The 23,423-nt window shown below is 53.3% G+C and carries 29 protein-coding genes; 24 read left to right on the top strand and 5 right to left on the bottom strand.

Annotation, left to right across the window (positions count from 1 at the left end; translation table 11 throughout):
* Positions 1-843 precede the first annotated feature (843 nt).
* The 13 genes from H7A79_RS07560 to H7A79_RS07500 all read left to right on the top strand — a co-directional run bounded on the left by H7A79_RS07560 (position 844) and on the right by H7A79_RS07500 (position 9,587).
* Positions 844-1,038 (top strand): IS3 family transposase, encoded by a 195-nt coding sequence (locus tag H7A79_RS07560; protein WP_353663636.1) that lies wholly within the window; start codon positions 844-846, stop codon positions 1,036-1,038.
* 177 nt (positions 1,039-1,215) lie between these two features.
* Entirely contained in the window at positions 1,216-1,851 is a 636-nt protein-coding gene (locus tag H7A79_RS07555) for a hypothetical protein (protein ID WP_187001557.1), read from the top strand.
* The gene (locus H7A79_RS07550) at positions 1,848-2,189 is read left to right on the top strand and encodes a hypothetical protein (protein ID WP_187001556.1); all 342 of its coding nucleotides are present in this window, start codon (positions 1,848-1,850) and stop codon (positions 2,187-2,189) included. Before H7A79_RS07555 ends, H7A79_RS07550 begins: the two co-directional genes overlap by 4 nt.
* Position 2,190: 1 nt before the next feature.
* The gene (locus H7A79_RS07545; RefSeq protein ID WP_187001555.1) at positions 2,191-2,355 is read left to right on the top strand and encodes a hypothetical protein; all 165 of its coding nucleotides are present in this window, start codon (positions 2,191-2,193) and stop codon (positions 2,353-2,355) included.
* A gap of 271 nt (positions 2,356-2,626) precedes the next feature.
* The gene (locus tag H7A79_RS07540) at positions 2,627-3,598 is read left to right on the top strand and encodes a hypothetical protein (RefSeq protein WP_187001554.1); all 972 of its coding nucleotides are present in this window, start codon (positions 2,627-2,629) and stop codon (positions 3,596-3,598) included.
* Positions 3,591-3,944, top strand: a complete 354-nt coding sequence (locus H7A79_RS07535) for an oxaloacetate decarboxylase alpha chain (protein WP_187001553.1) — start codon at positions 3,591-3,593, stop codon at positions 3,942-3,944. Before H7A79_RS07540 ends, H7A79_RS07535 begins: the two co-directional genes overlap by 8 nt.
* A 68-nt stretch (positions 3,945-4,012) precedes the next feature.
* Positions 4,013-5,002 carry a major capsid protein gene (locus tag H7A79_RS07530; protein WP_187001552.1) on the top strand — a complete coding sequence of 330 codons (990 nt, stop codon included), beginning with the start codon at positions 4,013-4,015 and terminating at the stop codon, positions 5,000-5,002.
* A 15-nt stretch (positions 5,003-5,017) separates the two neighbouring features.
* Positions 5,018-5,443, top strand: a complete 426-nt coding sequence (locus tag H7A79_RS07525) for a phage protein Gp36 family protein (RefSeq protein WP_187001551.1) — start codon at positions 5,018-5,020, stop codon at positions 5,441-5,443.
* Positions 5,427-5,876, top strand: coding sequence for a phage virion morphogenesis protein (locus H7A79_RS07520; RefSeq protein ID WP_187001550.1), 450 nt, complete (start codon positions 5,427-5,429; stop codon positions 5,874-5,876). The genes H7A79_RS07525 and H7A79_RS07520 overlap by 17 nt, the downstream gene beginning before the upstream one ends.
* Before the next feature lie 14 nt (positions 5,877-5,890).
* A complete protein-coding gene (locus tag H7A79_RS07515; protein WP_187001549.1) occupies positions 5,891-6,355 on the top strand; it encodes a phage tail terminator protein in 465 nt (154 codons plus the stop codon).
* Between the two features lie 3 nt (positions 6,356-6,358).
* Positions 6,359-7,114: a phage tail tube protein gene (locus tag H7A79_RS07510; RefSeq protein ID WP_187001548.1), complete on the top strand. Its 756-nt coding sequence runs from the start codon at positions 6,359-6,361 to the stop codon at positions 7,112-7,114.
* 415 nt (positions 7,115-7,529) lie between these two features.
* A complete protein-coding gene (locus H7A79_RS07505; RefSeq protein WP_187001547.1) occupies positions 7,530-9,029 on the top strand; it encodes a phage tail tape measure protein in 1,500 nt (499 codons plus the stop codon).
* 321 nt (positions 9,030-9,350) lie between these two features.
* Positions 9,351-9,587: a hypothetical protein gene (locus H7A79_RS07500; protein ID WP_187001545.1), complete on the top strand. Its 237-nt coding sequence runs from the start codon at positions 9,351-9,353 to the stop codon at positions 9,585-9,587.
* Between the two features lie 459 nt (positions 9,588-10,046).
* On the opposite strand, the gene H7A79_RS07495 is transcribed toward H7A79_RS07500, so the two are convergent.
* The gene (locus H7A79_RS07495) at positions 10,047-10,553 is read right to left on the bottom strand and encodes a hemerythrin domain-containing protein (RefSeq protein ID WP_187001544.1); all 507 of its coding nucleotides are present in this window, start codon (positions 10,551-10,553) and stop codon (positions 10,047-10,049) included.
* A gap of 285 nt (positions 10,554-10,838) precedes the next feature.
* On the opposite strand from H7A79_RS07495, the gene H7A79_RS07490 reads away from it, so the two are divergent.
* The 7 genes from H7A79_RS07490 (at position 10,839) to H7A79_RS07460 (ending at position 14,711) form a co-directional block, all read left to right on the top strand.
* The gene (locus H7A79_RS07490; RefSeq protein WP_135037589.1) at positions 10,839-11,294 is read left to right on the top strand and encodes an HvfX family Cu-binding RiPP maturation protein; all 456 of its coding nucleotides are present in this window, start codon (positions 10,839-10,841) and stop codon (positions 11,292-11,294) included.
* Positions 11,295-11,364: 70 nt separating this feature from the next.
* Positions 11,365-11,625, top strand: a complete 261-nt coding sequence (locus H7A79_RS07485) for an HvfA family oxazolone/thioamide-modified RiPP metallophore (RefSeq protein WP_187001543.1) — start codon at positions 11,365-11,367, stop codon at positions 11,623-11,625.
* 91 nt (positions 11,626-11,716) lie between these two features.
* Positions 11,717-12,061: an HvfA family oxazolone/thioamide-modified RiPP metallophore gene (locus H7A79_RS07480; RefSeq protein WP_187001542.1), complete on the top strand. Its 345-nt coding sequence runs from the start codon at positions 11,717-11,719 to the stop codon at positions 12,059-12,061.
* Between the two features lie 310 nt (positions 12,062-12,371).
* Positions 12,372-13,217 carry an HvfB family MNIO-type RiPP peptide maturase gene (locus tag H7A79_RS07475; RefSeq protein WP_187001651.1) on the top strand — a complete coding sequence of 282 codons (846 nt, stop codon included), beginning with the start codon at positions 12,372-12,374 and terminating at the stop codon, positions 13,215-13,217.
* Positions 13,204-13,950, top strand: a complete 747-nt coding sequence (locus tag H7A79_RS07470) for an HvfC family RiPP maturation protein (RefSeq protein WP_187001541.1) — start codon at positions 13,204-13,206, stop codon at positions 13,948-13,950. Before H7A79_RS07475 ends, H7A79_RS07470 begins: the two co-directional genes overlap by 14 nt.
* A complete protein-coding gene (locus H7A79_RS07465) occupies positions 13,931-14,545 on the top strand; it encodes a sigma-70 family RNA polymerase sigma factor (RefSeq protein WP_187001540.1) in 615 nt (204 codons plus the stop codon). The genes H7A79_RS07470 and H7A79_RS07465 overlap by 20 nt, the downstream gene beginning before the upstream one ends.
* Entirely contained in the window at positions 14,532-14,711 is a 180-nt protein-coding gene (locus tag H7A79_RS07460; protein ID WP_187001539.1) for a zf-HC2 domain-containing protein, read from the top strand. Before H7A79_RS07465 ends, H7A79_RS07460 begins: the two co-directional genes overlap by 14 nt.
* Here H7A79_RS07460 and H7A79_RS07455 read toward each other — a convergent pair.
* Positions 14,683-14,928: a hypothetical protein gene (locus H7A79_RS07455; protein ID WP_187001538.1), complete on the bottom strand. Its 246-nt coding sequence runs from the start codon at positions 14,926-14,928 to the stop codon at positions 14,683-14,685. The two genes, H7A79_RS07460 and H7A79_RS07455, sit on opposite strands and share 29 nt — an antisense overlap.
* 128 nt (positions 14,929-15,056) lie before the next feature.
* On the opposite strand from H7A79_RS07455, the gene H7A79_RS07450 reads away from it, so the two are divergent.
* Complete coding sequence (locus tag H7A79_RS07450; RefSeq protein WP_246408131.1) at positions 15,057-17,117, top strand: TonB-dependent siderophore receptor; 2,061 nt, start codon at positions 15,057-15,059, stop codon at positions 17,115-17,117.
* Positions 17,118-17,562: 445 nt separating this feature from the next.
* On the opposite strand, the gene H7A79_RS07445 is transcribed toward H7A79_RS07450, so the two are convergent.
* Positions 17,563-18,339, bottom strand: a complete 777-nt coding sequence (locus tag H7A79_RS07445) for a ferredoxin--NADP reductase (RefSeq protein ID WP_187001536.1) — start codon at positions 18,337-18,339, stop codon at positions 17,563-17,565.
* A gap of 181 nt (positions 18,340-18,520) precedes the next feature.
* On the opposite strand from H7A79_RS07445, the gene lspA reads away from it, so the two are divergent.
* The 3 genes from lspA (at position 18,521) to rnhA (ending at position 20,871) form a co-directional block, all read left to right on the top strand.
* The gene (gene lspA, locus H7A79_RS07440; protein WP_187001535.1) at positions 18,521-19,027 is read left to right on the top strand and encodes a signal peptidase II; all 507 of its coding nucleotides are present in this window, start codon (positions 18,521-18,523) and stop codon (positions 19,025-19,027) included.
* 69 nt (positions 19,028-19,096) lie between these two features.
* Positions 19,097-20,035: a 4-hydroxy-3-methylbut-2-enyl diphosphate reductase gene (gene ispH / locus H7A79_RS07435; protein WP_187001534.1), complete on the top strand. Its 939-nt coding sequence runs from the start codon at positions 19,097-19,099 to the stop codon at positions 20,033-20,035.
* 380 nt (positions 20,036-20,415) lie between these two features.
* Positions 20,416-20,871, top strand: coding sequence for a ribonuclease HI (gene rnhA, locus H7A79_RS07430; RefSeq protein ID WP_187001533.1), 456 nt, complete (start codon positions 20,416-20,418; stop codon positions 20,869-20,871).
* Positions 20,872-21,042: 171 nt separating this feature from the next.
* On the opposite strand, the gene H7A79_RS07425 is transcribed toward rnhA, so the two are convergent.
* On the bottom strand, positions 21,043-21,519 hold the full coding sequence (locus tag H7A79_RS07425) for an NGO0322 family iron-responsive protein (protein WP_187001532.1): 477 nt from the start codon (positions 21,517-21,519) through the stop codon (positions 21,043-21,045).
* 423 nt (positions 21,520-21,942) lie between these two features.
* A complete protein-coding gene (locus tag H7A79_RS07420; protein WP_187001531.1) occupies positions 21,943-23,361 on the bottom strand; it encodes a sodium:proton antiporter in 1,419 nt (472 codons plus the stop codon).
* Between the last annotated feature and the right edge of the window lie 62 nt (positions 23,362-23,423).

Here is a 23,423-nt window from a genome sequence, read left to right as displayed (position 1 = left end):
CGGATTCCATACCGGCCCGACAACCGCCCGATACCGCGGGCAAAGGCCGTCTGAAAACAGCCCGATGTCTGAATCCGGGAAGAACGAAGCGCGGCAGAAAGATGCCGAGTCGTCTCAGGATTAAGGCAGGACTATCCTTTGAAACGGCTTTGGAGATGATGGGGCAGCCGCATAGTATCTTCCGCAGCCACGGCTGCTCAGACGGCGCCGGGGAAGATTCGGGGCGCGGTACATGCTACTGCCTTCTGCTGCCAACCGGCAGCGCATTCGGCGGAAGACCAATATGCCGGTTTGAAACGGCATATCCGTGCGGCTTGCCGGCAACACAAAGGACGCTGCGGCTGCCGCAGGATAACGGCGGCAATCCGCTATGCAGGGATGTTGGCCAACCACAAGACAATCAGCCGTCTGAAGGCGGTGTCGGGCCGGGGCGGCGGTACGGCGGTGCCAATGCCGTCCATCGCCCGTTCGAAAGAGGCCGGCAACGTTGTGCCGCTATCCTGCAACGCCGTTTCAAGGCGGAAAAGCCAAATGGGAAACGGGTAAGGGCTGCCACGGAGCTCAATAATGCGGGAGAAAAGTTGTATCTTTCTTCGCTGATGGATTGGTTCAACAAGGCAATCATCGGTTGCCGGACTCGATGCCGGTGGGAAAAAGCGCAACTGTTGCCGCTGACGGACTGGTTTAACGGAGAAATCATCGGTTGCCGCACCCCCACCCGGCCTGCTTTCAATTTGGCCGGCAAGATGTTGAAAGAGGCATTGGAGAAGTCAAGGCCGTCTGAAAAGCCGATACTGTGTTCGGATCGGTATGGGCGCGGGATTACCAAATTGAATCGGGCAAATGCAAACCGGTGCAAAACATGTCGCGCAAGGAAACTGTTTGGGCAATGCGGCCGTGGAAAGCTTCTTCGGCACATTAAAGTCGGAATGTTTCCATACGCGCAAATACGCTTCCGCTGCCGAACCGGAAGCGGCTTTGCGCGAATCTATCCGTTACTGCAACCATAATGGGATTAATTGGAATGAAAAGGATTGAGTTCTGTGCCATACAGGATTCAGGCTTTGGGAGTCGATTGGTTAAGCTGTTCGGTTTTTTAGGGGGTAGTTCACCGCCTTTACCGATGCGCAGAAAGCAGCCCACAAACAGGGGCGCATCGACGACAACCCCGACATTAAAACCACAGTCTTTACCAACCCGCGCACCGGGCAGACGGTGGAGATTCCCGCCGACATCACCCCGGGCTTTGCGCACAACCACGGCGACAGGCTGGGTGCGTTGGAAAAACTGTTCGGCGAACGCCACGGAGACGATGCGCTGGATAAAATGATTGAGGCGCGGGAAGCCTATTTAAATACCAAGTTCCGCCCCACGGGCGTGGCGGTAACGAGCTTCGCGGGATTGAAAGCCGACAAGGCCGAAGTCGCCCGTCTGCTCGAAGACAAGGCGCAGAAAAAGCAGAGCCTGCACGAAGCCGAAGCGGCTGCCCTGTGGCAGGAAGCCTACGGTGTTAAGTTGGAGCGTTACAATCTGCCCAATAAAAACCCGCCCGACTTTATGGTGATTTCCGACGGCGCACCGGAAACGTGGCCGACTTTGGATTTTATGTTTACGGAAGACGAAGCCCGCCCCGAAAAGATAGAGAAGTTAAACCATTTTTTTGCCATACCTGAAGCGCGGTGGCAGGAAAAAATCAATAATATCCAAAAACATTTGAAAAAAGCCGACATCGTGCCTTTGGATTTAAGGCAGTTAAACGCCTTCAACAGGGCTAAGGTTATTGCCTATGTGGTATCATTGCCGGAAGAACAACGCAATAAAATCACTTTGATATTAGGGGATAAAAAATGAGTGTGCCTTTCGGATTAACCGTAAGCTACGATGCGGAAACCAAGACATTTACCGAGGTCGACTTGAGCCGTGCCGCCGTTATAGATTTGTACGACTACTTGGAGTCGCGCTTTGAAAAGGCTTGGCCGCACAATCCCGACCGTGATAAAGACTATGCAGGCTGCTTTGTCGGTTCGTTTATCGGCGGAGCCATGACCTTCGACCACCTGCCCGCCGCCGAATACCGCACCGCCTGCGGTTGGGTGTCCGAAGCGGTAGAAAAACTGCCGTCGCTGCACCCTTATAAAGATGATTTGATGGCGGCACTAAGAGCCGACCCCCGTTATAAGGATGGTTGAAATGAACCCCGACCAAGCCGGGCGCCTGCTTATTCTCTCGCACCTGCGCGAAGCGCGCCGCAAACACGGCCTGCATCCCAAGCCGCTGCCCGTGGGCGAATTGATGCCTTTAGCGCAGAATGCAGGTTACGCCCCTGTCGGTGCTGACAGAGCTCGGGCAGATTAAAAAAGTAAACGGCCACGCATATATGATTACCGCACAAGGAATCATGACACTGGAAGCCCAAGAATCCGCAGATTGAAAAAAACGCGCTTTTCGGCGCGTTTTTCCTTTCGGGCAGGCTTACCCCTTACCCGCGCCCGCACCCCCCGTTTAACCCCCGTTTAAAAACGCCGCAAACGCCATTTCCTCCTTGCCCGCACAAGCGGCACACCGCCGTCAGGTTGATGAAGCGCCTCAAAGCCGTTTTTCCGTTCCGCCGCCGCATAATGCCGGCATGAATACCAACACCCCCCAAACTCCCAAAACCCTAAACCTGCGTCTGTCGTCAACCGGCGCGGTGGCTGTGGCCGCCGCTGCGGGCGGTGCGCCGCGCAGATTCTCCGGCATCGCCAACAGCGGCCAGCCGTTCGCCCTGGGCGAATGGCAGGCGGTTATCGACTTTTCCGGCATCAGGCTCAAAGACAAAACCGCCTTTTTAATCGACCACGCCGGCAGCAGGCGGGCGGGCGTGGGCAGTTTGTCGGTGACCGCAGACGGGCTGTATGCCGAAGGTACCTTACTTGACAACGAACACGGGCGTGCCGTGGCGGAAGAATCCGACCAGGGCTTTCCGTGGGAGATGTCGGTTTATGTGCAATCGGGCAGCGTGGAAGAGTTGGCGGCGGGCGTTAAGGAAACCGTAAACGGCAATGAAGTTGCCGGGCCGGTACTGATTATGCGCAACTGCGTTATCCGCGAAGTGTCGTTTACCGCCGTCGGCGCGGACGGCAACACCCATGCCACGGCTTTATCCGCAGGCGGCGCACCGCTGCCGTTTGATTACCAACCCAAAAAACAGGAGCAATCAAGCATGACTGCTGACGAGCAAAAGGCGTTTGACGACCTCAAGGCCGAAGTTGAGGCCTTGGAAAAGGAAAATGCCGAGCTGAAAAAAGCCAAGAAAAAATCCGATGTCGACGCCAAGCTGTCGGCAGCCGGTTTTACCCAAGGCGCCGACGGTAAGTTCGGCGGCCTGACCGAATCAACCTATAACCTGCTGTTGTCTGTGGATGCGGATCAGGCGGCCGCCTTAATTGGCGACCTGAAACCCGCCGAGGCCGCACTTTCCGCCCCTGCGGCTGCCAAGCCGCCCGTGCCGGAAGCGCTGCTGGCCGACAATCAGGCGGCGGGCGAACCGCCGGCGCAAGGCGCGAAACTCTCGATTGCCACCGGCAAAAGCTCACTAAACGGAGGTATGTATGTCTGAGCAAAAAACCAATCCGCAAACACTGCCCCCTCTTGCCGGCGATTACCTTAAATGGGAAGCCACCCATTTAACCCGCGTGGCCGTTGCTGCCGATACGGGAACCAAAGCCGGTACGTTTGTCGACTACCCCGCCCGCAGCGGCAAAAAACTGCTGGCATTGACCGACGAGCAGGACGGCAAAGTGCTGGTGCAGCCGCACAACTGCATCATCGATTTATCGCTGGTTTCTGATGCTGCTGTTAATGCCGCGTCATCCGGCGGCAATCTGGCTGGCTTGCAGGCAGACGGCGACCCCTACGGCATCGTTTATATCGGCACGCCCGTTGCTGCCGCACAGAGCCATTAAGCTCTTAAAACAATCAGGCCGTCTGAAACGGCGGCCACCCTAATAACCATTTTGTTGAGGTCAACAATATGCCTTTATCAAGCGATAGCAAATTCGGCGTTCGTGCGCTGACAACCGCAGTAAACAAAATCCCGGCCACTCCTACGCAAATCCGCGACTTGGGTATTTTCGAGCCGCAATACCTGACTACCACTTATGTAAACGTGGAATATCAGGAAGGCCGTCTGAATTTGGTGCAAAGCAAAGAGCGCGGCGAATCCGGCCAAGCCGTGCCCCCTAAAGGCCGCGCGATTAAAACATTCAGGATTCCACATCTTCCCGAAGACGACGTAGTCCGCGCGGATGATGTACAGAATCTGCGCGCATTCGGCACCGACAAAGCCGAAACCGTGGAAAACGTAGTTAATGACAAGATGGCTGCCGGCAAGCTCAATCTTGAATTTACCCGCGAACACCTGATGCTGGGTGCGTTGCAGGGCAAGATTTTAGATGCCGACGGCACCATGCTGTACGACCTGTATAAAGAGTTCGAGCTGACCCGCGAAACCGTGGATTGGAAACTCGATACCAAAACCACCGAAGTGGGCCAGTTAATGGATAAAACCATTGCCAGCCTGCGCGCCAAACAGAAAGGCGCGATGGTAACGGGTTGGGTGGCCTTGTGCGGTTTGGACTTTTTAACCGCGCTGAAATACCACGACAAAATCAAGCCGCTGTACGAGCGTTACCGCGACGGCGCTGCCTACCGCGAAGGCTCGTTGAACCCGATTGAGTTTGAACACAACGGCATCAAGTTTATCCAATATACCGGCGACTTCGGCGCAAAAGGCGCAAAAATCGCTGCCGACCAAGCGATTTTGCTGCCGGTAGGCCGCAAGCTGTACACCGAGGCATTTGCGCCCGCCGACATGAATGCAACCGTTAACACCCGCGCGCTGCCGTATTACGCCAGCCGCGAGAAGCTCGACCACGACAAAGGCTGGAGCCTGCACATGCAGTCCAACCCGCTGCCGATTGCGCTGCGCCCCGAGCTGGTAGTCACGCTGAGCGCGTCTTAAGAAAGGCGGCATGAAATGCTGATCGGCCCCGAAGATATGATTTTGCGGTTTTCGGAACGGGAAATCGCCGCACTTACCGACCATGATTACGGAAAAACTGTAAAAGTCGAAGTATTGGAGCGGGCTATCGCAGACGCCGAGGCCGAGGCCGAGGCGGGCAGCTATCTGGCCGCCGCCGGTTACAAAAACCTTAACGGCGACGCGGTGCCGCGCGTGCTGGTAATCAAGGTGTGCGACATCGCCCGCTACTACCTCCACGAAGACGGCGACATCGAAATCGTAGAAAAGCGGTATAAGGCTGCCATCGAATGGCTTAAGTCCGTTGTCAAAGAGCCGCGTTTACTCGGTTTGGATGCCGTGCAGCCCGCTGCCAAGGCTTCAGACGGCCTGTATGCGGTAAGGCCGAACAAGGTTGAGGAGTGGCATGAGGTTAACCGTTAACAGCACACTGCCCGAGTTACAGGCGCACTTAAACACGCTGTATGCAAGGCTTAACGGCGATTTAAGCGAGCCTTTAAACGCGGTGGCCGGCCTGCTGGAAAACAGCACCCGCAAGCGGTTTGAAACCAAAACCGCGCCGGACGGCAGCAAGTGGGCGCAATTGTCGCTGTGGACGCTCTACGCCAAAACCGGCAAAAACGGCAAAACGCGCGGCTCGATATTGGTTGACCGTGGCGACCTGCTGCGGAGCATCACCAGCCACGCCACCGAAAGCATGGCCGAAGTCGGCACCGACCGCGTATATGCCCGCTACCTGCAAACCGGCACGGCCAAGATGCCCGCCCGCGAGATTTTCGGTTTAAGCGACCAAGACCGCGCCGACATCCGCGACGAGTTGCACGACTGGCTGCAAACCATTTGGAGCGGTAAATAATGGCAAATCTGCCCATGTATCAAAACATCTTGGCCTGCTACCCCGCCGTGATGGCGAGAATGGCCCAAGTGCCGGGTGTGAGCGCGGTGCTGGAGGCGGCCGACTTGGAGGCGGTTACCTCCGAGCGCAGGCTCAAGCCGCAGGACGGCGCAGTGTATGTGGTGTTTGACGGCTTCACGCCGGACGATACCGCCGGCGGCAAAACCATATTGCGCGAGCGGCTGAGCTTCAGTTTTATTTTGGCCAAACGGCAATACAGCCCCAACCGGCTGCAATACAGCCAAGACGGTGTCGGCGAAACCCTCACCGCCATTAAAGCAGCGTTTCAGGGCTTCGACCCGAAAGACGACAACGGCCGGCCGCTGACCGCCGCGCCGTTTACCGCCCGCGCCGCGCTGCCGATAGCCTACCACGAAGGCTTTGCATTTTTTCCGATGCGGTTTGAAACCGCCGTAACCATCAAATTAACCAAGGAGTAACCCATGCAACGACAACAAGACGACGGTTTGCTGTTTGCCGGTACCGTGATTGTACGCAACCGCCGCATCGAAGGCAGCGGCTTTTACGATGTGGGCAACACCACCAACCTGTCTATCCAAACAAGCGCCGAGAAAAAACAGCGCATCAGCAAGCGCAAAGACAGCATCGGCCAGTCGCTCGACAGTATATCCATCAAAAACCCGTCCGAAATCAAATGGGGTTTCGACACCTTCGACCGCACCAATCTGGCGATGGCGCTGATGGGCGAATCCGCCCTGATTGAAGCCAAAGCCGCCAAGGTAACGGACGAGGAAATCGCCATCGGCACCAAAGGCCAATGGTATAAGGTATCGCTGGACAATCTCGATGCCGCCAAGGTGTCGGTTAAAAACGCTACCGATGCCAAAGTGGAAGCCGGCGATTTCGAAGTAAACGAAACGCTCGGCCTGATTATGATTAAGCCCGACTGCGCCAACGTGCAAAACGGCGAAACCGTCAAAGTAACCGCCGGCACCAAAGATACCGGCGGCTACGCCATCGATGCCGACACCGTGGGCGACTACGATTTGGAAATCATGCTGGACGGCATCAACCGGGTAACGGGCGAGCGCATCAAACTGCACGTGCCTTCCGCCGTGGTGGCTGCCGATTCCGAAATCGACTGGTTCAACGAAGACTTCAATTCCGCCGGCTTTACCGGCAACCCCGTGCTGGTGGCGGGCTACAAATCGGCCTACAGCGTGAAAGTGTTTGCCTAGCAAATGCCCGCGCCGCTGACGCAAGTTATGCGCTGGCCATTAATGCAAAAGGCCGTCTGAAATATTATTCAGACGGCCTTTGTTTGATGTTTTTTAATTAAACATCCCAACCTTCGCGACTGTTTATACAGTTGCGGCGGCCTTTACGGACAACATCGTTGCCGTCCCAGCCCTCTTTTCCATATTTAATCACCGTTTTTTTCCTTTTATTTGCGTTCTTTTTGTCATTTTCGGCGGTAGGTGTGCCGGTATGGCCTGCTGCGGGCGGGATTGGTAAGCATCCCCGCGAAAAACAGTATCAGTAAAAAATATATCATGATTACCCCCGTGTGAATGAAGCCGGTCAAAGAACGGCGGGCGGATTGTAATAAATAATGTTGATTTGATGTAACGTTATTTATTATAGGTTGTCAATATGTCTAATGCAAATATTCAGGCGGGTTTGCGGATTTTGGCCAGTGTGGAAGGCGCCGAAGAGATTAAAAAACTGGCGGACGAAATAGAAGCAGCCGGTTTGCCGGCCGCCCACCTTGCCGAGCAGGCGGGGAAACTGCGCGGTCAGTTTGAACAGGTATCGGCACAACAGGCCGCCATCGAAAAATATAAAGCATTGTCAAACGAGCTTGAGAAAACGGCGCAGGCAATGCAGGCCGCCGATACCTTGCTGGACGGCCTGCACGAAAGCATGAAAAACGACGCGGCCGCCGAACAAAAAGAGGCGGTGGCAAAGCTGCGCGCAGAAATGGAAAAGCTTGCCCAAAAGGAAACCGATCTGTCTGCCGCAGTACGCGATGCGCGCAACGAGATGGCGGCAACAGGCGTGCCGGTTAAAAAATTGGCCGAATACCAAAAAAAGCTGGCTGCGGAATCGGCGTCGGTTACGCAAAAGCTTGATGCGCTGGCATCAGAGGCGCAAGAGCTTAAGGCGTTGGCGGATGCGCGTATCCAGCTTGGTTTGGATACCGACGACAAAGCGCGGCAGGAAATTGAAAAAACCAAACAGGCTTATGAAACGCTGAAAAACAGCGGAACATTAAGCCATGACGAATTGGCGCGCGCCGCCGATTTGCAGCGCGACAAGGTTTATCGGCTGGAGCGCAGCTTAAGCGATTTGCGCCCGAGCCTGACTGATGTTGCCGACGAATTGCAAGGCGTGGTAACCAAAGCGGGCGGCTTGGCTTATGCCGCTAGGGAAGCCATGAAGTTTGAAACCGCGATGGCAGGCGTGAAAAAGGTGGTGGACGGCACACCCGAGGAAATCGCGGGCCTATCAGATGAAATCAAGCGCATGTCGGGCGAGTTGGGAATTATGCCCGACAAACTGGCCGAAATTGCCGCGCAGGGTGGGCAGCTTGGCGTGTCATTAGACCGATTGCCGGAATTTACCGAAATGGCCGCCAAAATGTCGGTGGCCTTTGGCATGACCGCCGAAGAGGCGGGCGATGCGGCGGCTACTATTGCCAACGTTTTTCAGCTTCCGATTGGAGAGGTGGGGCGGCTTGGCGATGCCATTAACGTATTGGGAAACAACACCGCCGCCCGCGAAAAAGACATCGTAAACGCGATGGCACGTATCGGCGGTACCGCTAATCAGTTTGGTTTGGCCGCCGAACAGGCGTCCGCGCTTGCCGGTGCGTTTATCGCCTTGGGTAAGCCGCCCGAGGTGGCGGCTACGGCGGTTAATGCGCTGTTGCAAAAACTGCAAACCGCGCAATCGCAAGGCAATGATTTTCAGGCGGCGCTTGAGGGTATCGGGATTACTGCCGACCAGATGGCGGCCAATATCGCCGCCAATCCGCAACAGGCTCTGAGCGACTTTATGCCGGCGGTGCGGCAGCCGAGTTTGCGGTTGGTGTTTATCCCGACCAAAACCGCCTGCTGCTCACGCTTTCCGCCGGGCAGTGTGTTGCCCTGAAAGAGGGCTTTTACACCGCCGATGTTGAATTTACCCGCCTTTCAGACGGCCTTGTGCAGATGAGCGGCGATATTGCGGTGGAAATCATCAGGGGAACGAGTAATGCTGGTTAATTTTCGTGCTTACCGCGGCAATATCGCCCATGCCGAGAGGTGGTTTGACGATGATTTGTACAGGGTCTGGCTTCGGCAGCCAGAGAATATGGGCAGATCCTTTGAAGATTTTGAGGCGTGGCTGCACGGTTTCAGGCCGTCCGAAGACGATGCTCCCGATTTTGTAGCCCGCCTGATTTTATCCATTTCGTAAAAAGTGAATCAAAATATGAAACTGACCGAGAGAATCAACCTGCTTGCCGACAAAATCGGTGAGATTCTGAAAGGCATCAAGGCCGACATCGGCCATAAATCCGCGCTGCAAACCCACGATAAAGAGAGTGTGGTTGGTGCGGTAAACGAGCTGAAAGGCCGTATCGACAGTATCGGCGCAGGCGGTAATGCGGCGATTGACGACTATTCGCCCGTATCGGCGGCTACAGTGTATTCCAGCCAAAAAAACTGAGCAGCTGATTGCTGCGGTAAAAACCGAAGTAAAAGGCGAAATTTTAGATTACTTCGATTACTTCAACCACCTAAGCAGATATGAACTACAGAGGAAGGGATGAACGATTTATTGGATTCCAAATTTCCCAAAGGCAAGACAGCAGGAAACTGTGTTAAGTATGAGGATAATATATTGATTAAATTTTTAAATAAATTTGTGCTGGCTTGTTATCTATACAGGTGATTAGTTGCTATGACAAAAAATGTTAAATCATGACAAAACGCGTGCGACCTTAACATTTCATTGCGGTATTGTTGCGCTTTGCTGTACTCTACAGTTTGTCGTCTTGCCGAAAATGAAGTTTATTTACTATCAAACACTTGCGCCATACTTCGGTGTAGGTAATGAGGCCGCTGAAAAAATCTGTTGAGACTGTTTGAAAAGGTTTTCCGATGGTTTTCAACAAGGCATCAATTCCTAAGTTTTTCTACGTTCGGCCATCTTTCTTCCTGCTTCGACCAACGCTTGCGCAGGCAGGTTTCTGCCGGTTTCAAACAAAGGTTCTTCCAGTGCCAGATGAGCATCGTAGCCTGTGCTGAAGCGTTGGAGTACATCGGTTTGCAGGCGGTAGGCGGGGTCGGCCAGCAGGCCGGCAAATTCGTGTTCTACCGCTGCCCAGCCGGCGTGCAGGCTTTCGTGCTGGCGTTGCAGTTCTTCGATATTGCTGCGCGTGTGGGGAAAGTGATACAGCAGTAGGGGGAACAAATCTTCTTCTTCATCTTGGTGGTGCAGCGGAGCGGCGGTGTTGAAATATTGGCTGATCTGTTTCACCGCCTGCAATGCCGCATCATTTCGCCCGTTGGCGACGATGTAGCCGGGCAGCATCTGCACTTGGCTGCAAAAACGGCGCACTTTGCTGTGGCAGGCATAGAGCATTTCTATGGGATTATCAAACGTTATGCTGCGGGTGTTGAAAAAATCCATCTTGTTTTCCTTATTTTGTGGCGAGTATATCATATAACCTTTTTCGGCAAAAAATGTTTGGGCCGTCTGAAAGGCTGTTTTTATACTTTCCCCGTTATGGTATAATCAAAGGGCATTTTCAACATTGCTGCTGTTTTCCTTACCCGGCATTCTGCTCATGTTATTTTAAAAAATAAATTATAATTTTCAATTATTTAAAAATAAAGCTTAAAAAATCTGTAATGAAGTGTAAGAAATTGCCGTATATGCCGTCTATTCAGGCATAAACATTTGTTAGGAATTATTATGAACCGCACCGCTTGTTTGAGCCGTTTTTCCAACACTTGGGGCAAAGATATTGCGCTTTTGGGTTTGCGCCTGTTTGCCGCTTATGAATTTTGGGAAGCAGGTATCGAAAAATGGAACGGTCAAAACTGGTTTGCCGATATTCAAGGCGCATTTCCGTTTCCGTTCAGCTTGTTTCCTGCCGGCTTCAACTGGGCTGCGGCAACGGGTATCGAGCTGGTCGCGCCGCTGTTGCTGTTGTCGGGCTTGTTCGGACGCGCCGGTGCATTGATGCTGATGGTGCTGACGACAGTAGCGTGGGCGGCGGTGCACGGCGGCAATGGTTATAATGTATGTGACAACGGCTACAAAATGGCGCTGATTTATCTGGTGGTGCTGCTGCCGCTGCTACTTCAGGGCATGGGTCGTTTTTCGCTTGACCATCTGCTGTTCGGCCGGCCGGGCAAGGCCGTCTGAAAAGCCCAAATAGGTTTTTTCACGCAAGAAAAGTTTGTCCCTCTTAATTTATTTGAAAGGAATAATAAAGATGAAAACCACAACTTCTACTGCTTTGGCCGCATTGGCCGGTGCGCTGGCACTGGCGGGTTGTCAGGCCGGTTCTGCCCCCTCTGCTCCGATTGCAGCCTCTGGGCAGCATAAAGTGGGCGAGGGAAAATGCGGCGCAAGCGGCAAAGCTGCCGAAGGTAAATGCGGCGCAACATCGCACAATGGCAAGGCTGCCGAAGGCAAATGCGGCGCAGCATCGCACAGCGGTAAGTCTGCCGAAGGTAAATGCGGCAGTAAATGATGTGATGCCTGTTTGAAAGAACTACACGGGCTTTCAGACGGCTTTATCACTGTACTCTCTGTTTTTCAATACTTTTTAAAAAGGAAACATCATGAAAAAAACTTCTTCTCTGATTGCATTGGCCGGTTCGCTGGCTTTGTTGGGCGGGCAGGCCATGGCTGAAACCAAACAGCCCGCTGCCAAAACTGTGAAAACCGTTACCAAAAAAGCGCAGGAAGGCGCGTGTGGCGAGGGCAAGTGCGGTGCGGCCGGCAAGAAGGCTTCCAAAGCGGGCGAAGGCAAGTGCGGTGAGGGCAAGTGCGGTGCGGCCGGCAAGAAGGCTTCCAAAGCGGGCGAAGGCAAGTGCGGTGAGGGCAAGTGCGGCGCTTCGGCGAAAAAGAAACCTGCCAAAGCTGCCGAGGGTAAGTGCGGCGAAGGCAAATGCGGCAGTAAATAAGCGAGTTTGGCCGTCTGAATGCGGGATTTTGCCGTTACGGCGTTCAGACGGCCTCTTCGAACGGTATGCTTGAAACAGCACGATATATAGAAAATTCCGGCATTGTTGCTTTTCTTGTTTCTGCATCGAAAACCTTTTGGGAAATTTTTAAAGGTTGCCGATAACGCCGGAAAGCACAGCGAGCTATGGTTTCGAGCATAGGCAAAAATCAAGAAACGGTTATTTCAGCGGAAAAGCAAAGCTCTTTGCCATTGTAAAGGTGTAAACAGCCGGTTTTTTCCAATACTATAATAAAGGACACGAAATGAATATCTTGCGCGGTGCGGGTTTGGGTTACAAGCGCAGTATGGCCGCCGACTTTTTGCGGCTCGACCGTCAAAGCAGCCCGATCCGCTTTATCGAAATCGCCCCTGAAAACTGGTTGCGTATGGGCGGCGCGGCACGCAGGCAGTTTGACGAAGTGGCCGAGCGTTTTCCCATTGCCTGCCACGGGTTGTCGCTTTCATTAGGCGGTCAAGATCCGTTGCAGATTGATTTTCTCAAGCAGATCAAAGCGTTTTTGCGGCAATACCGCATCGACTTTTTTTCGGAGCATTTGAGCTATTGCAGCCACCACGGGCATATTTATGATTTGCTGCCGCTGCCGTTTACCTGGGAGTCGGTGCGCCACACCGCCGCCCGTATCCGCGCGGTGCAGGATGTGCTCGAAATGCGCATTGCGGTGGAAAACACTTCATATTATGCCCACAACCCGATTGCAGAAATGGATGAAGCCGAATTTCTCAATGCAGTGGTGCAAGAAGCAGATTGCGATATTCATTTGGATATCAACAATATTTACGTGAACGCCGTAAACCACGGCATTGTTGCACCAACCGATTATATCAACCGCACCGATTTGGCAAGGGTAAGCTATATTCATATGGCTGGGCACGATGAAGAAACTGCCGAACTGTTGATTGACACCCACGGGCAGGCTGTATGCGATGATGTGTGGGATTTGTTTGCCTACACTTGCCGCAGCCTGCCGCAAAATGTACCCACACTGCTGGAGCGCGACAGCAACTTGCCGCCGTTTGCCGAATTGGAGGCCGAAGTGGCACGCATTGCCGCGATTCAGCAGCAGGCGGAGAGAGCCAAACATGCAGCCGCATAACCCTATTTCTTCAGCGCAGGCGCAGGCGCAGCTTGCCGATCATATCCGCAACCCCGCGCTGCCTGCCCCCCCCGGTATCGCGCCTGAGCGCTTGGCTGTTTATACCCGCTTGGTGCGCAACAATATAAAAAGTTTTCTCGATCTCTGCTTCAGCGACAGCAGTCTGCTGGCCGATTCCGAACAATGGCAGGGCTGGCAAAACCGTTTTTTAATCGAGGCACACCCGGAATCTCCGTTTTTTAATGATATTCCCCCGCAATTTCTCGCCTATCTCAACAGCCTGCCGCAACATGAGCGGCCGTCTGAAAATATGCTGGCCGTAATGGATTTTGAAACCGCCTTGCTGCATGCCGAAACAGCCATACAGCCTGATTCAGACGGCCGCTGGCATGAGCATAGTGTGTTATCCTGGGCGCCTGCGGCCCGGCTGCAATATTACCCCTGTGATTTTGTCAGCATCGGGCCGGAGCAGATAGAAGACTCACCCTGCCATGTTTTAACTTGGCGCAACCGCAGCAACGAGGTTTATTACCGCACGATAGAAGGCACCGACCTGTTTTTGCTGCAGCATTTCCAACGCCAAAGCGACACATTTACCAATCTTTTGGCAGGCCTGCAGGAGCTGCTGCCCGAGCAGGATGTGGCGGAGCTTTTGAAACCGGCAGTTAATGACTGGGTGGATGCGGGCGTTTTACTCACAACAAAATCAACCGATGGAACAATTCAAACATAAACTTGCCGAGCTGCATTGCGATATTTTACGCTTTGCCAAAATCCAGTTGCGTGATGAATTTCTGGCCGAAGACATCGTGCAGGACACCCTGGCGGCAGCCATAGCCAAACACAGCCAGTTCCGGGGGGAAGCCGGGTTGAAAACCTGGGTGCTGAGCATACTCAAAAATAAAATTGCCGATTATTTCCGCAGCAGCAGGCACATGATAAGCCTTGAAGGTATGCAGGAAGAAAATGATGCCATCGAGCGGGGCTATAACGGTTGTTTCGATGAAAGCGGTCACTGGCAACCTGCTGCCGCTCCGCAATATTGGCAACCTGCGCCGGAAGACGCGCTGTGCAGGCAGGATTTTTTCCGGGCGTTGGAAAACTGTATGCAGGGGCTTCCGCACGATACCGCACGTATTTTTTATCTGCGCGAGATCATGGGCTGGGAAGTAGTTGAAATATGCCGAGAATTCAGCATCAGCAAAGAAAACTGCTACGTTATCCTGCACCGTGCCCGCAACGGACTGCGGCAATGCCTGCAGCAACGTTGGTTTGATTTGGCAGATACCGAAATAGGGGAGCAAGGAAAGAGCTATGTTGAAATGTAAAGAAGCTTGCATACTGCTTTCAGAGAGCCAAGACCGCCGGCTTTCTATGAGGGAACGCCTTTCGGTGGTGATGCATTTGGCAGTGTGCCCGAGCTGCCGCTGCTACCGCAGCCAACTGGCATTTATACGCCGCAATATCAAAGAGTGGCAGCAACACGGGCATTGAATCGGGAAATCCCGGCTGGATTTTCAGCCGGGCGCAAAGGTGTTTGAATCATTCCTCCCTGATGATTGCCGTAGCATTCTGCCTTTAAGCAGGCTGTCTTCCCGCCTTTAAGCAGGCTGTCTTCCCGAAAATTACCGATTGGATATTCAATCGGTAATTTATTTTGCCCAAACATAAAAATCTGATTATTCTTATTTTCATGACTTTGAATTAACATTGACTTAGAAAAATCTTCATATTAGAATTTATTTGCAAATAGTAGTAATTATTGATTAACTTGTTTATGTGCAAATGAGGTTCGAGATGAAGAAAACGATATTGGCCGTGTTGGTCGGTAATGTATTCATGGTGCCTGCGTGGGCAGACACCGAAGCGGTCAACGCTGCGCTGGAAGAAGTAGTGGTGAAAGGCGACCGCCAGGGTGCAAAAATCAAAACCAACGTGGTAACACTGCAAAAGAAAGATGAAAGCACGGCTACTGATTTGCGCGGACTGCTGGAAGAAGAGCCGGCCGTTGATTTCGGCGGCGGTAACGGTACTTCACAGTTTCTGACCATTCGCGGCATGGGGCAGAACTCGGTCGATATCAAAATAGACAACGCCTATTCCGACAGCCAGATTCTTTATCACCAAGGCCGCTTTATTATTGACCCTTCGCTGGTGAAAATCGTGTCGGTGCAAAAAGGCGCGGGTTCGGCCAGTTCCGGTATCGGCGCAACCAACGGTGCTATTGTTGCCAAAACCCTTGATGCGGCAGATTTGCTCAAAGGTTTGGATAAAGACTGGGGCGTGCGCGTGAATGCCGGCTATGCCAGCAACAACGGCCACAATTACGGCACCAGCGTATTCGGCCGTGCCGGCAATTTTGACGGTTTGTTTTCCTACAGCAGAAACGATGAAAGCGACTATAAAGCCGGCAAGGGCTACGCCAACCAATACGGCGGCAACACCGTGCTGAAAAGCGGGTTGGACAAACGCAGTTATTTGGCCAAAATCGGCGCCACATTCGACAACCACCGCATTGTGTTGAGCCACATGCAGGACCAACACCGCGGCGAGCGTTTTGTGCGTGAAGAATTCGGCTGGGAAACCACCCCGCGCACGGACGGCAGCCTGGCATCAAACGCCCCGGCCTACCGCGAAACCACCCTCTCCAATACCAACCTTGAATATACCGCGAAGAATCTCGGTTTCATCGATAAGCTTGAAGCCAATGCCTATCTGATGAAAAACAAACGCTATTCTGCCGATGACACCAACAACGGCTATGCCGGCAATGTTCCCGGGCCGACCACCACCATGATTGACACCAAAGGTGCCAATGTGGGTTTGGACAGCCGCATCGGCCAATACACCACCTTGAAATACGGCGTAAATTACCGTCATCAAGAAATCGAGCCGCATGCATTCCTTAACCACCAATACACCAATCGAACGAATCCCGCCGGCCAAGCATTGGTGAGAAGCTACAATCTAACCAATCCGAAAAAAACCGATTCCGGCGCGTATGTGGAAGCGATTAACGATATCGGCGATTTCACGCTCACAGCAGGCCTGCGCTACGACCATTTCGACATCAAAACCCATGACGGCAAATCGGTTTCAGACGGCCGGCTCAACCCGAGCTTCGGCCTGATCTGGCAGCCGCTCGAAACGCTCAGCTTCAGCGCCGTACACAACTATGCCACCCGCAGCCCCAGGCTTTATGATGCGCTGCTCACCCACGGCCGGCGCGGCATTGTTTCCATTGCAGACGGCACCAAAGCCGAACGCGCGCGCAACACCGAAATCGGCTTCAACTACAACAACGGCACCTTTGCCGCCAGCGGCAGCTATTTCTGGCAAACCATTAAAGACGCCATTGCCAACCCGCAAAACCGCCATGATGCCGCCGGCAACATTATCGGGGGCGTGCGCGAAGCCGCCAACGCCGGCTACATCAAAAACCGCGGTTACGAGCTTGGCGCGTCTTACCGCACCGGCGGGCTGATTGCCAAAGCAGGAGTGGCGCACAGCAAGCCTCGCCTTTACGACACCCACCCCGGCAACCTGCTCAGTGCCAACCCCGAATTTGCCGTGCAGGCAGGGCGCACATGGACAGCCTCGCTGGCCTACCGCTTCAACCAACCCAATCTCGAAATCGGCTGGCAAAACCGCACCGTAGAGAAAGCCAAAGGTTCGGTTTTGGTGCGCGACCGCAACGGCAATGCCGCCCAAGTCGAGCGCAAGAGCTACAATGTCAATGATATTTTTGCCAACTGGAAACCGCTGGGCAAAGATACTTTGAATGTGAATTTCTCGGTAAACAACGTATTTAACAAATACTATTATCCGCACAGCCAACGGGGCGAAACCCTCCCCGGCATAGGCCGTGATTTCCGCCTGGCAGTGAACTATAAGTTTTAATTGAAGTGCTTAAAATATGCACTCAGGCCGTCTGAAAGCGTTTGGTTTTTTCAGACGGCCTTTATTATCGTTTGCGCCGTTGCGCGGTAAAACGGCCGCAGCGGGAGGGGGTTAATGAAAGCCCTGATAATATGCGCTCAGGCCGTCTGAAAGCATTGGTTTTTTTCAGACGGCCTTTATTATTGTTTGCGCCGTTGCGCGGTAAAACGGCCGCAGCGGGAGGGGGGTAATGAAAGCCCTGATAATATGCGCTCAGGCCGTCTGAAAGCATTGGTTTTTTTCAGACGGCCTTTATTATTGTTTGCGCCGGTGCGCGGTAAAACGGCAGCAGCAGGCGGAGGGTTAATGAAAGCCCTGATAATATGCACTCAGGCCGTCTGAAAGCATTGGTTTTTTCAGACGGCCTTTATCCCTGTTTGCATTGGGTGTATGCGGCAAAACAGGGTTAGAAGCCGTTTTCCATCATAATCTGCCCCGGAATGCGGTTGCGGTGCATAGAAAAGCCCATATCGAACAGAGTTTGGAAAGTGTCTTTCACCATTGCCGGATTGCCGCAGATCATAAAGCGCGTGTTTTGCGGGGTAAACGGCCTGCCTGCGGCGGCGGCCAACGCTCCGCTTGCCAGCAATTCGGGCAGGCGTTGGTTCAGCGCGCCTGCCGTCCGTTCGCGGGTGAGCACGGGCAGGAAGGTGAGCTTGCCGAAATATCCGCCCACCAGAGGGTGAGTCTGCAAAGCGGCGATGCGGCGGGTGAAAATCAATTCATCAGCATAAGAAACAGAATGCGCCAACACCAGGCTGTCGAAACGCTGCCAGATTTCGGGCTGCTCCAATATCGATAAAAACGGCGCGATGCCCGAGCCGGTGCAGAGCATCACCAAATCTTTGCCATCGGGAAAACGCCCGGGCAGCAAAAAACCGGTGGCGTTTTTGTCGAGCAGCACAGTATCTCCGCTTTGCAGCGCGGCGAGTCTGGCCGACATCGGGCCGTTTTCGACCAACACGGCGAAATATTCGAGCGTGTCGGCATATTCGGCAGACATCACCGAATAGGCGCGCCAAATGAAGCCGTTGCCCTCGCGCAAACCCAGCCGCGAAAACTGCCCCGCCGAGAAGCGGTAGCTTTCGGGGCGGGTGATGGCAAACGTAATCAGCTTGGGCGTGTGGTGTTTAATCCATAAAACGGTTTCTTCAGTGTATTTGGCTTCGGGTGCAGCGCTCATTGCAGTTCCTGGCATGTGTTTCAGACGGCCTTTCAGACAGGTTGCCGATTATACCGAAAGGCCGTCTGAAAGATAACTGCCCTGTGATATCACACCATGCGCATTGTTTCCTTATGCAAATTAAACCCGACAAAGTGCGATTCAGGTAAAATGCAGCCTTTGTTTTTTGCCGATTTTGCACATGACAGCCCGAAAACCCTCCAAAATCAAATATTGGCTTCTGATTGCCGCCGCCCTTGTGCTCGACCAAATCACCAAAACCGCCGTGCTGAAAAATTTTGAGTTTGCCGAACGGCTCAATATCCTCCCCGGCTTTTTCGATTTGACACTGGTGTTCAACACCGGCGCGGCATTCAGCTTTCTGGCCGGTGCGGGCGGCTGGCAGAAATATTTCTTTCTCGCTTTGGCGGCGGTTATCAGCTTTTATCTGGCGCGCGCCATCGTGAAAGACAACTTCGGCACTTGGGGCAAATACGGCGCGGCCATGATTATCGGCGGCGCGGCCGGCAATGTGGCCGACCGCCTGATTTATGGCCATGTGGTTGATTTTTTGCTATTTTACTGGCAAAGCTGGTATTACCCCGCCTTTAATGTGGCCGACAGCTTTATCTGCGTTGGTGCCGCGCTGCTGGTGATAGACGGTTTCAAACACAAAAAAGAAAACAGCAGGCCGTCTGAAAACCGATAAACCGCCAGATTTCTGCCAACAATAACGGCCGCACCACCGTTGCCGGCCGCCGCACAAAGAAAGCACATCATGACCCAAAAAACCATAGTCTTAGCCAACCCGCGCGGTTTCTGCGCCGGCGTGGACCGCGCCATCAGCATTGTCGAGCGCGCGCTCGAAGAATTCGGCGCGCCGGTTTATGTGCGCCACGAAGTGGTACACAACAAATTCGTGGTGGACAACCTGCGCGAAAAAGGCGCGGTTTTTATCGAAGATTTGGCTGATATACCCGAGGGCGCCACACTGATCTATTCTGCCCACGGCGTATCCAAAGCCGTGCAGCAAGAAGCGGCGCAACGCGGCTTTCAAGTGTTTGACGCAACCTGCCCGCTGGTAACAAAAGTGCATAAAGAAGTTACCCGCCTCGATGCCCAGGGCTACCAAATCATCATGATCGGCCACTCCGGCCACCCTGAAGTGGAAGGCACGATGGGTCAGCTTGCCGAAGGCAGTATGCTGCTGGTGGAAACCGTGGAAGATGTGGCCGGGTTGGAAGTGCGCAACGCCGAAAAGCTCGCCCATGTGAGCCAAACCACATTATCGGTGGACGAAACGCGCGACATCATCGAAGCCCTGCAGAAACGTTTTCCGAATATCCGCAGCCCGCATAAAGAAGACATCTGCTACGCCACCACCAACCGCCAGGAAGCCGTGAAAGCGCTGGCGGCGCAATGCGATATCGTGATTGTGGTCGGATCGCCCAACTCTTCCAACAGCAACCGCCTGCGTGAAGTGGCAGCGCTGCGCGGCGTGGATGCCTATATGGTCGACAACGCCGGCCATCTGAAACGCGAATGGTTTGCAGGCAAACACAGCGTGGGCATAACCGCCGGCGCATCCGCTCCCGAGGTGCTGGTGGAAGAAGTGGTTGCCGCCATCCGAAGCTGGGGCCACGAAACCATACGCGAAGGCAGCGGCATAGAAGAAAGCATCGTGTTTGTATTGCCCAAAGCCTTGCGCAAAGAATAACAGCACAAACGGTTTATTTGGGTTGCTAAAATTTGAATTAAGACAGACAGTGTACTAAAGTGTAAATGCTGATTAAATGGCATTGATACTTCGATACACTGCCTGTGTTATGATGCACCTTGTTTTTAAGCTGCACTGATACAGCCGATTCACTTTCAAGGTTATGACGGTGCTGTCCTGCTGCCTGCCATGCTGCTTGTTGCTTGATACTTTGAATTTTATTTTATGGTAAGTCTGTTTTATTTCCATTGGGGTGTTGCTGCGCCCTGGCGCAAGGAGAATAATTCTGCCTGCAGGTGAGGCGGCAACAGAATTGGTTCTGTATCGTTGTACTGCCCTGCAGCAAGAATAAGGCGGATTCACTATAGTGGGTTAACCATATGAGCAAAACCGTTTATCTCTATACCGATGGTGCCTGCAAAGGCAACCCGGGTGCGGGCGGCTGGGGCGTGCTGTTGCGCTACGGCACACAAGAAAAAGAGCTGTTCGGCGGGGAGTCTGCAACTACCAACAACCGTATGGAGCTGACGGCCGTTATCGAAGGGCTGAGGGCGTTGAAGCGCCGAAGCAGCGTGGAAATCTGCACCGACTCGCAATATGTGAAAAACGGTATGGAAAAATGGATACACGGTTGGAAGCGAAACGGCTGGAAAACCGCTGCCAAACAGCCGGTGAAAAACGAAGATTTGTGGCGTGAACTTGAGCGTTTGGCCGGTTTGCACGACATTAAATGGGCATGGGTAAAAGGCCATGCCGGCCACGAGGAAAACGAGCGTGCCGACAAGCTGGCCAACCGAGGTGCGGCACAATTTGCCGGTGGTGCAGGAGATGTCTGACAGGCAGAACTCAATGCCCGTGGTTTTCAGACGGCCTGACAGTTATCGTTAACGAAAGGCCGTCTGAAAAAGCGGCCGGCAAGTTGTTTGGGAGCCTGCAACGCGTTTTTCCATGCAAAAAAACCGCCCCACGAGGGGGCGCAAAAGGAACACAAACCACTACCAAAACTGTTATGAGGCAAATGCTTCTATTGTTTGCTTTGCCGGATACAGAGCCTTCATCAAATCGGAAGGCAAAAGCGTAAAATCTCTATTGTCATTAACTGTTAAGCGGCCTTGCTGCGGGATAAGCTCCAACAAACAGGGGCAATCGGCGAGGCAGGATGCCGCTTGGTCGGGATTGATGCGGCGTTGCAGCGCGGCGGCGGCACGGCAGTATAAGCGGTCTTTTTTCTTGAGCCTGCGGGCGCGGGCAACCCAGCTCAGGCGGGTGGGGGTGCCTTCTGCCTCAATCAGCAGAATGCCGGTTTTCGGGTCGCTTTGCGGGCTTTCAGCCAACCAAACATAATATCTGCCGTTTAAGGTAACAAACACTGCATCATGGATTTCCGGGCAGCCGCTGCACTGGGTGGCTAAAAGCGTGTGTACGGCTTTTTGGTGCAGGCGCAGAATATCCAGAGAAACTTGCTTGAAAATGTTTTCGGGCATTTCGTTCTCCTTTCGTTGCGTTGTTTGCCTAACCGTTGGACTGCATTATACGCAAAATAGAGATATTTTCAAATGATAATTGTTATTATTAATTATTAATTTAATAAATATATGTTTTTAAATGAAATTAATTTTCCAGTTATGATGAAAAAATTGAGTAAAAACGCTAAATAGGTTAAAAGTGGATAAAACAACACTGTGGTTAGGGTATGTCTACTTTATTTGGGTGTAGGCAGCAAACCGCAGACAATAATACAGAGCCGATTCTGTTACCGCTTCACGGGCAGGCACAATCGTTTTTTGCGACAGTCGAATCAAGGTACGGCAATGCCGTGGCGGAAATAAAAGAGAGTACGCCATATCAATCAAAGGCCGTCTGAAAAATATCGTTCAGACGGCCTTTGTTGTGCGGAAGCGGGCAGGTTAAAACAACTGCCATACGAAAAAAATAAAGGTATGCAGTACGAACAGCGGCACCAAAATAGCGAGCGACCAAGCCATATAGCCGAAAAAGCCGGGCATCGGCACTTTGCGCTGTTCTGCAATCGCTTTCACCATAAAGTTGGGTGCATTGCCGATATAGCTGAGCGCACCCATAAACACCGATCCCATCGATACCGCCAGCAGCGTATAGAACAGATGGCCGCTCATCAGGGCTTGGGCATCGCCGCCGGCCATATTGAAAAACACCAAATAGGTGGGGGCGTTGTCTAAAAAGGCCGACAAGAGGCCGGTTATCCAAAAATACATGGCATTGACGGGTTGGCCGCTGCTGTCGTGCACCAGTGAAATCAGGCCTGCAAACGCGCCTTTTTCACCGGCCTGCAACATGGCGATAACCGGCGCGATGGTGATGAAAATGCCTAGAAAGAGTTTGCCCACTTCGAGTATCGGCTCCCAGTTGAACTCGTTGCCCGCGCGCACCTGTTTGGGCGTGATGGCAAGGGAAACCGCCGCCAAAACCAACAGCACCGCATCGCGCAGCAGGTTGGGCAGCAGATAGTGCGTGCCTAAAATATCGATACCGGGGTGTTGCGGCTTCCACAAACCCGATACCAACACGGCGCATACCACACCGCCCAGCAGCAGAAAATTCCATTTGCCGAACAGTTTCAAGGGGCTGTCGGGGGAGGGGTCTTGCGGCAGTACTTCGTTTTCACGAGTGAAATAATAGCGGTCGAGAAAATAAAACAGTGTCAGCAAAACAGCGGAACTCAACACCACGGGCACCATCATATGCCGGAGTGTCCAGCCGAAATCCACGCCTTTCAAAAAACCTAAAAACAGCGGCGGGTCGCCCAGCGGCGTGAGGCCGCCGCCGATATTGGCCACCAGAAAAATAAAGAACACTACCACATGCACGCGGTGTTTGCGGTTGTCGTTGGCTTTTAAAAGCGGGCGGATCAGCAGCATGGCGGCGCCGGTGGTGCCCATAATCGAAGCCAATACTGTGCCGATGGCCAAGATGGCGGTGTTCAGGCGCGGGCTGCCGTGAAGGTTGCCCCACACTAGAATGCCGCCCGAAATGGTGTAGAGTGCAAACAGCAGAATGATAAACGGAATATACTCGGCCACCAGCGCATGGGCAACGGTGCGGGAGGTTTCGGTCGGGCCGAATGCAGCAGTAAACGGAATCAGAAACAAAACCGTCAGCAAGGCGGTGATTTTGCCGAAATGGTGGTGCCATATGGTGCTGAACAACAACGGGCCGGTGGCGATGGAAAGCAGTATCAAAACAAACGGTATGCCCCACAGCAGGCTCAGGTTGGCGCCGTTGAGAGAAGAGGCGGCGGCGGGCAGCGGTGCGAGCAGCAGGGGCAGCAGTAGGGTTGGCGAACGCATTGTATTTCCTTCTGGCAGTGGGGCGGAATGCGCGGCGGGTTTATGCCCGGCTGCGCGCGGCC

This window comes from Neisseria musculi (assembly GCF_014297595.2).
GTDB classification, from domain to species: Bacteria; Pseudomonadota; Gammaproteobacteria; order Burkholderiales; family Neisseriaceae; genus Neisseria; species Neisseria musculi.
This window is presented reverse-complemented; position numbering and strand designations above follow the sequence as displayed.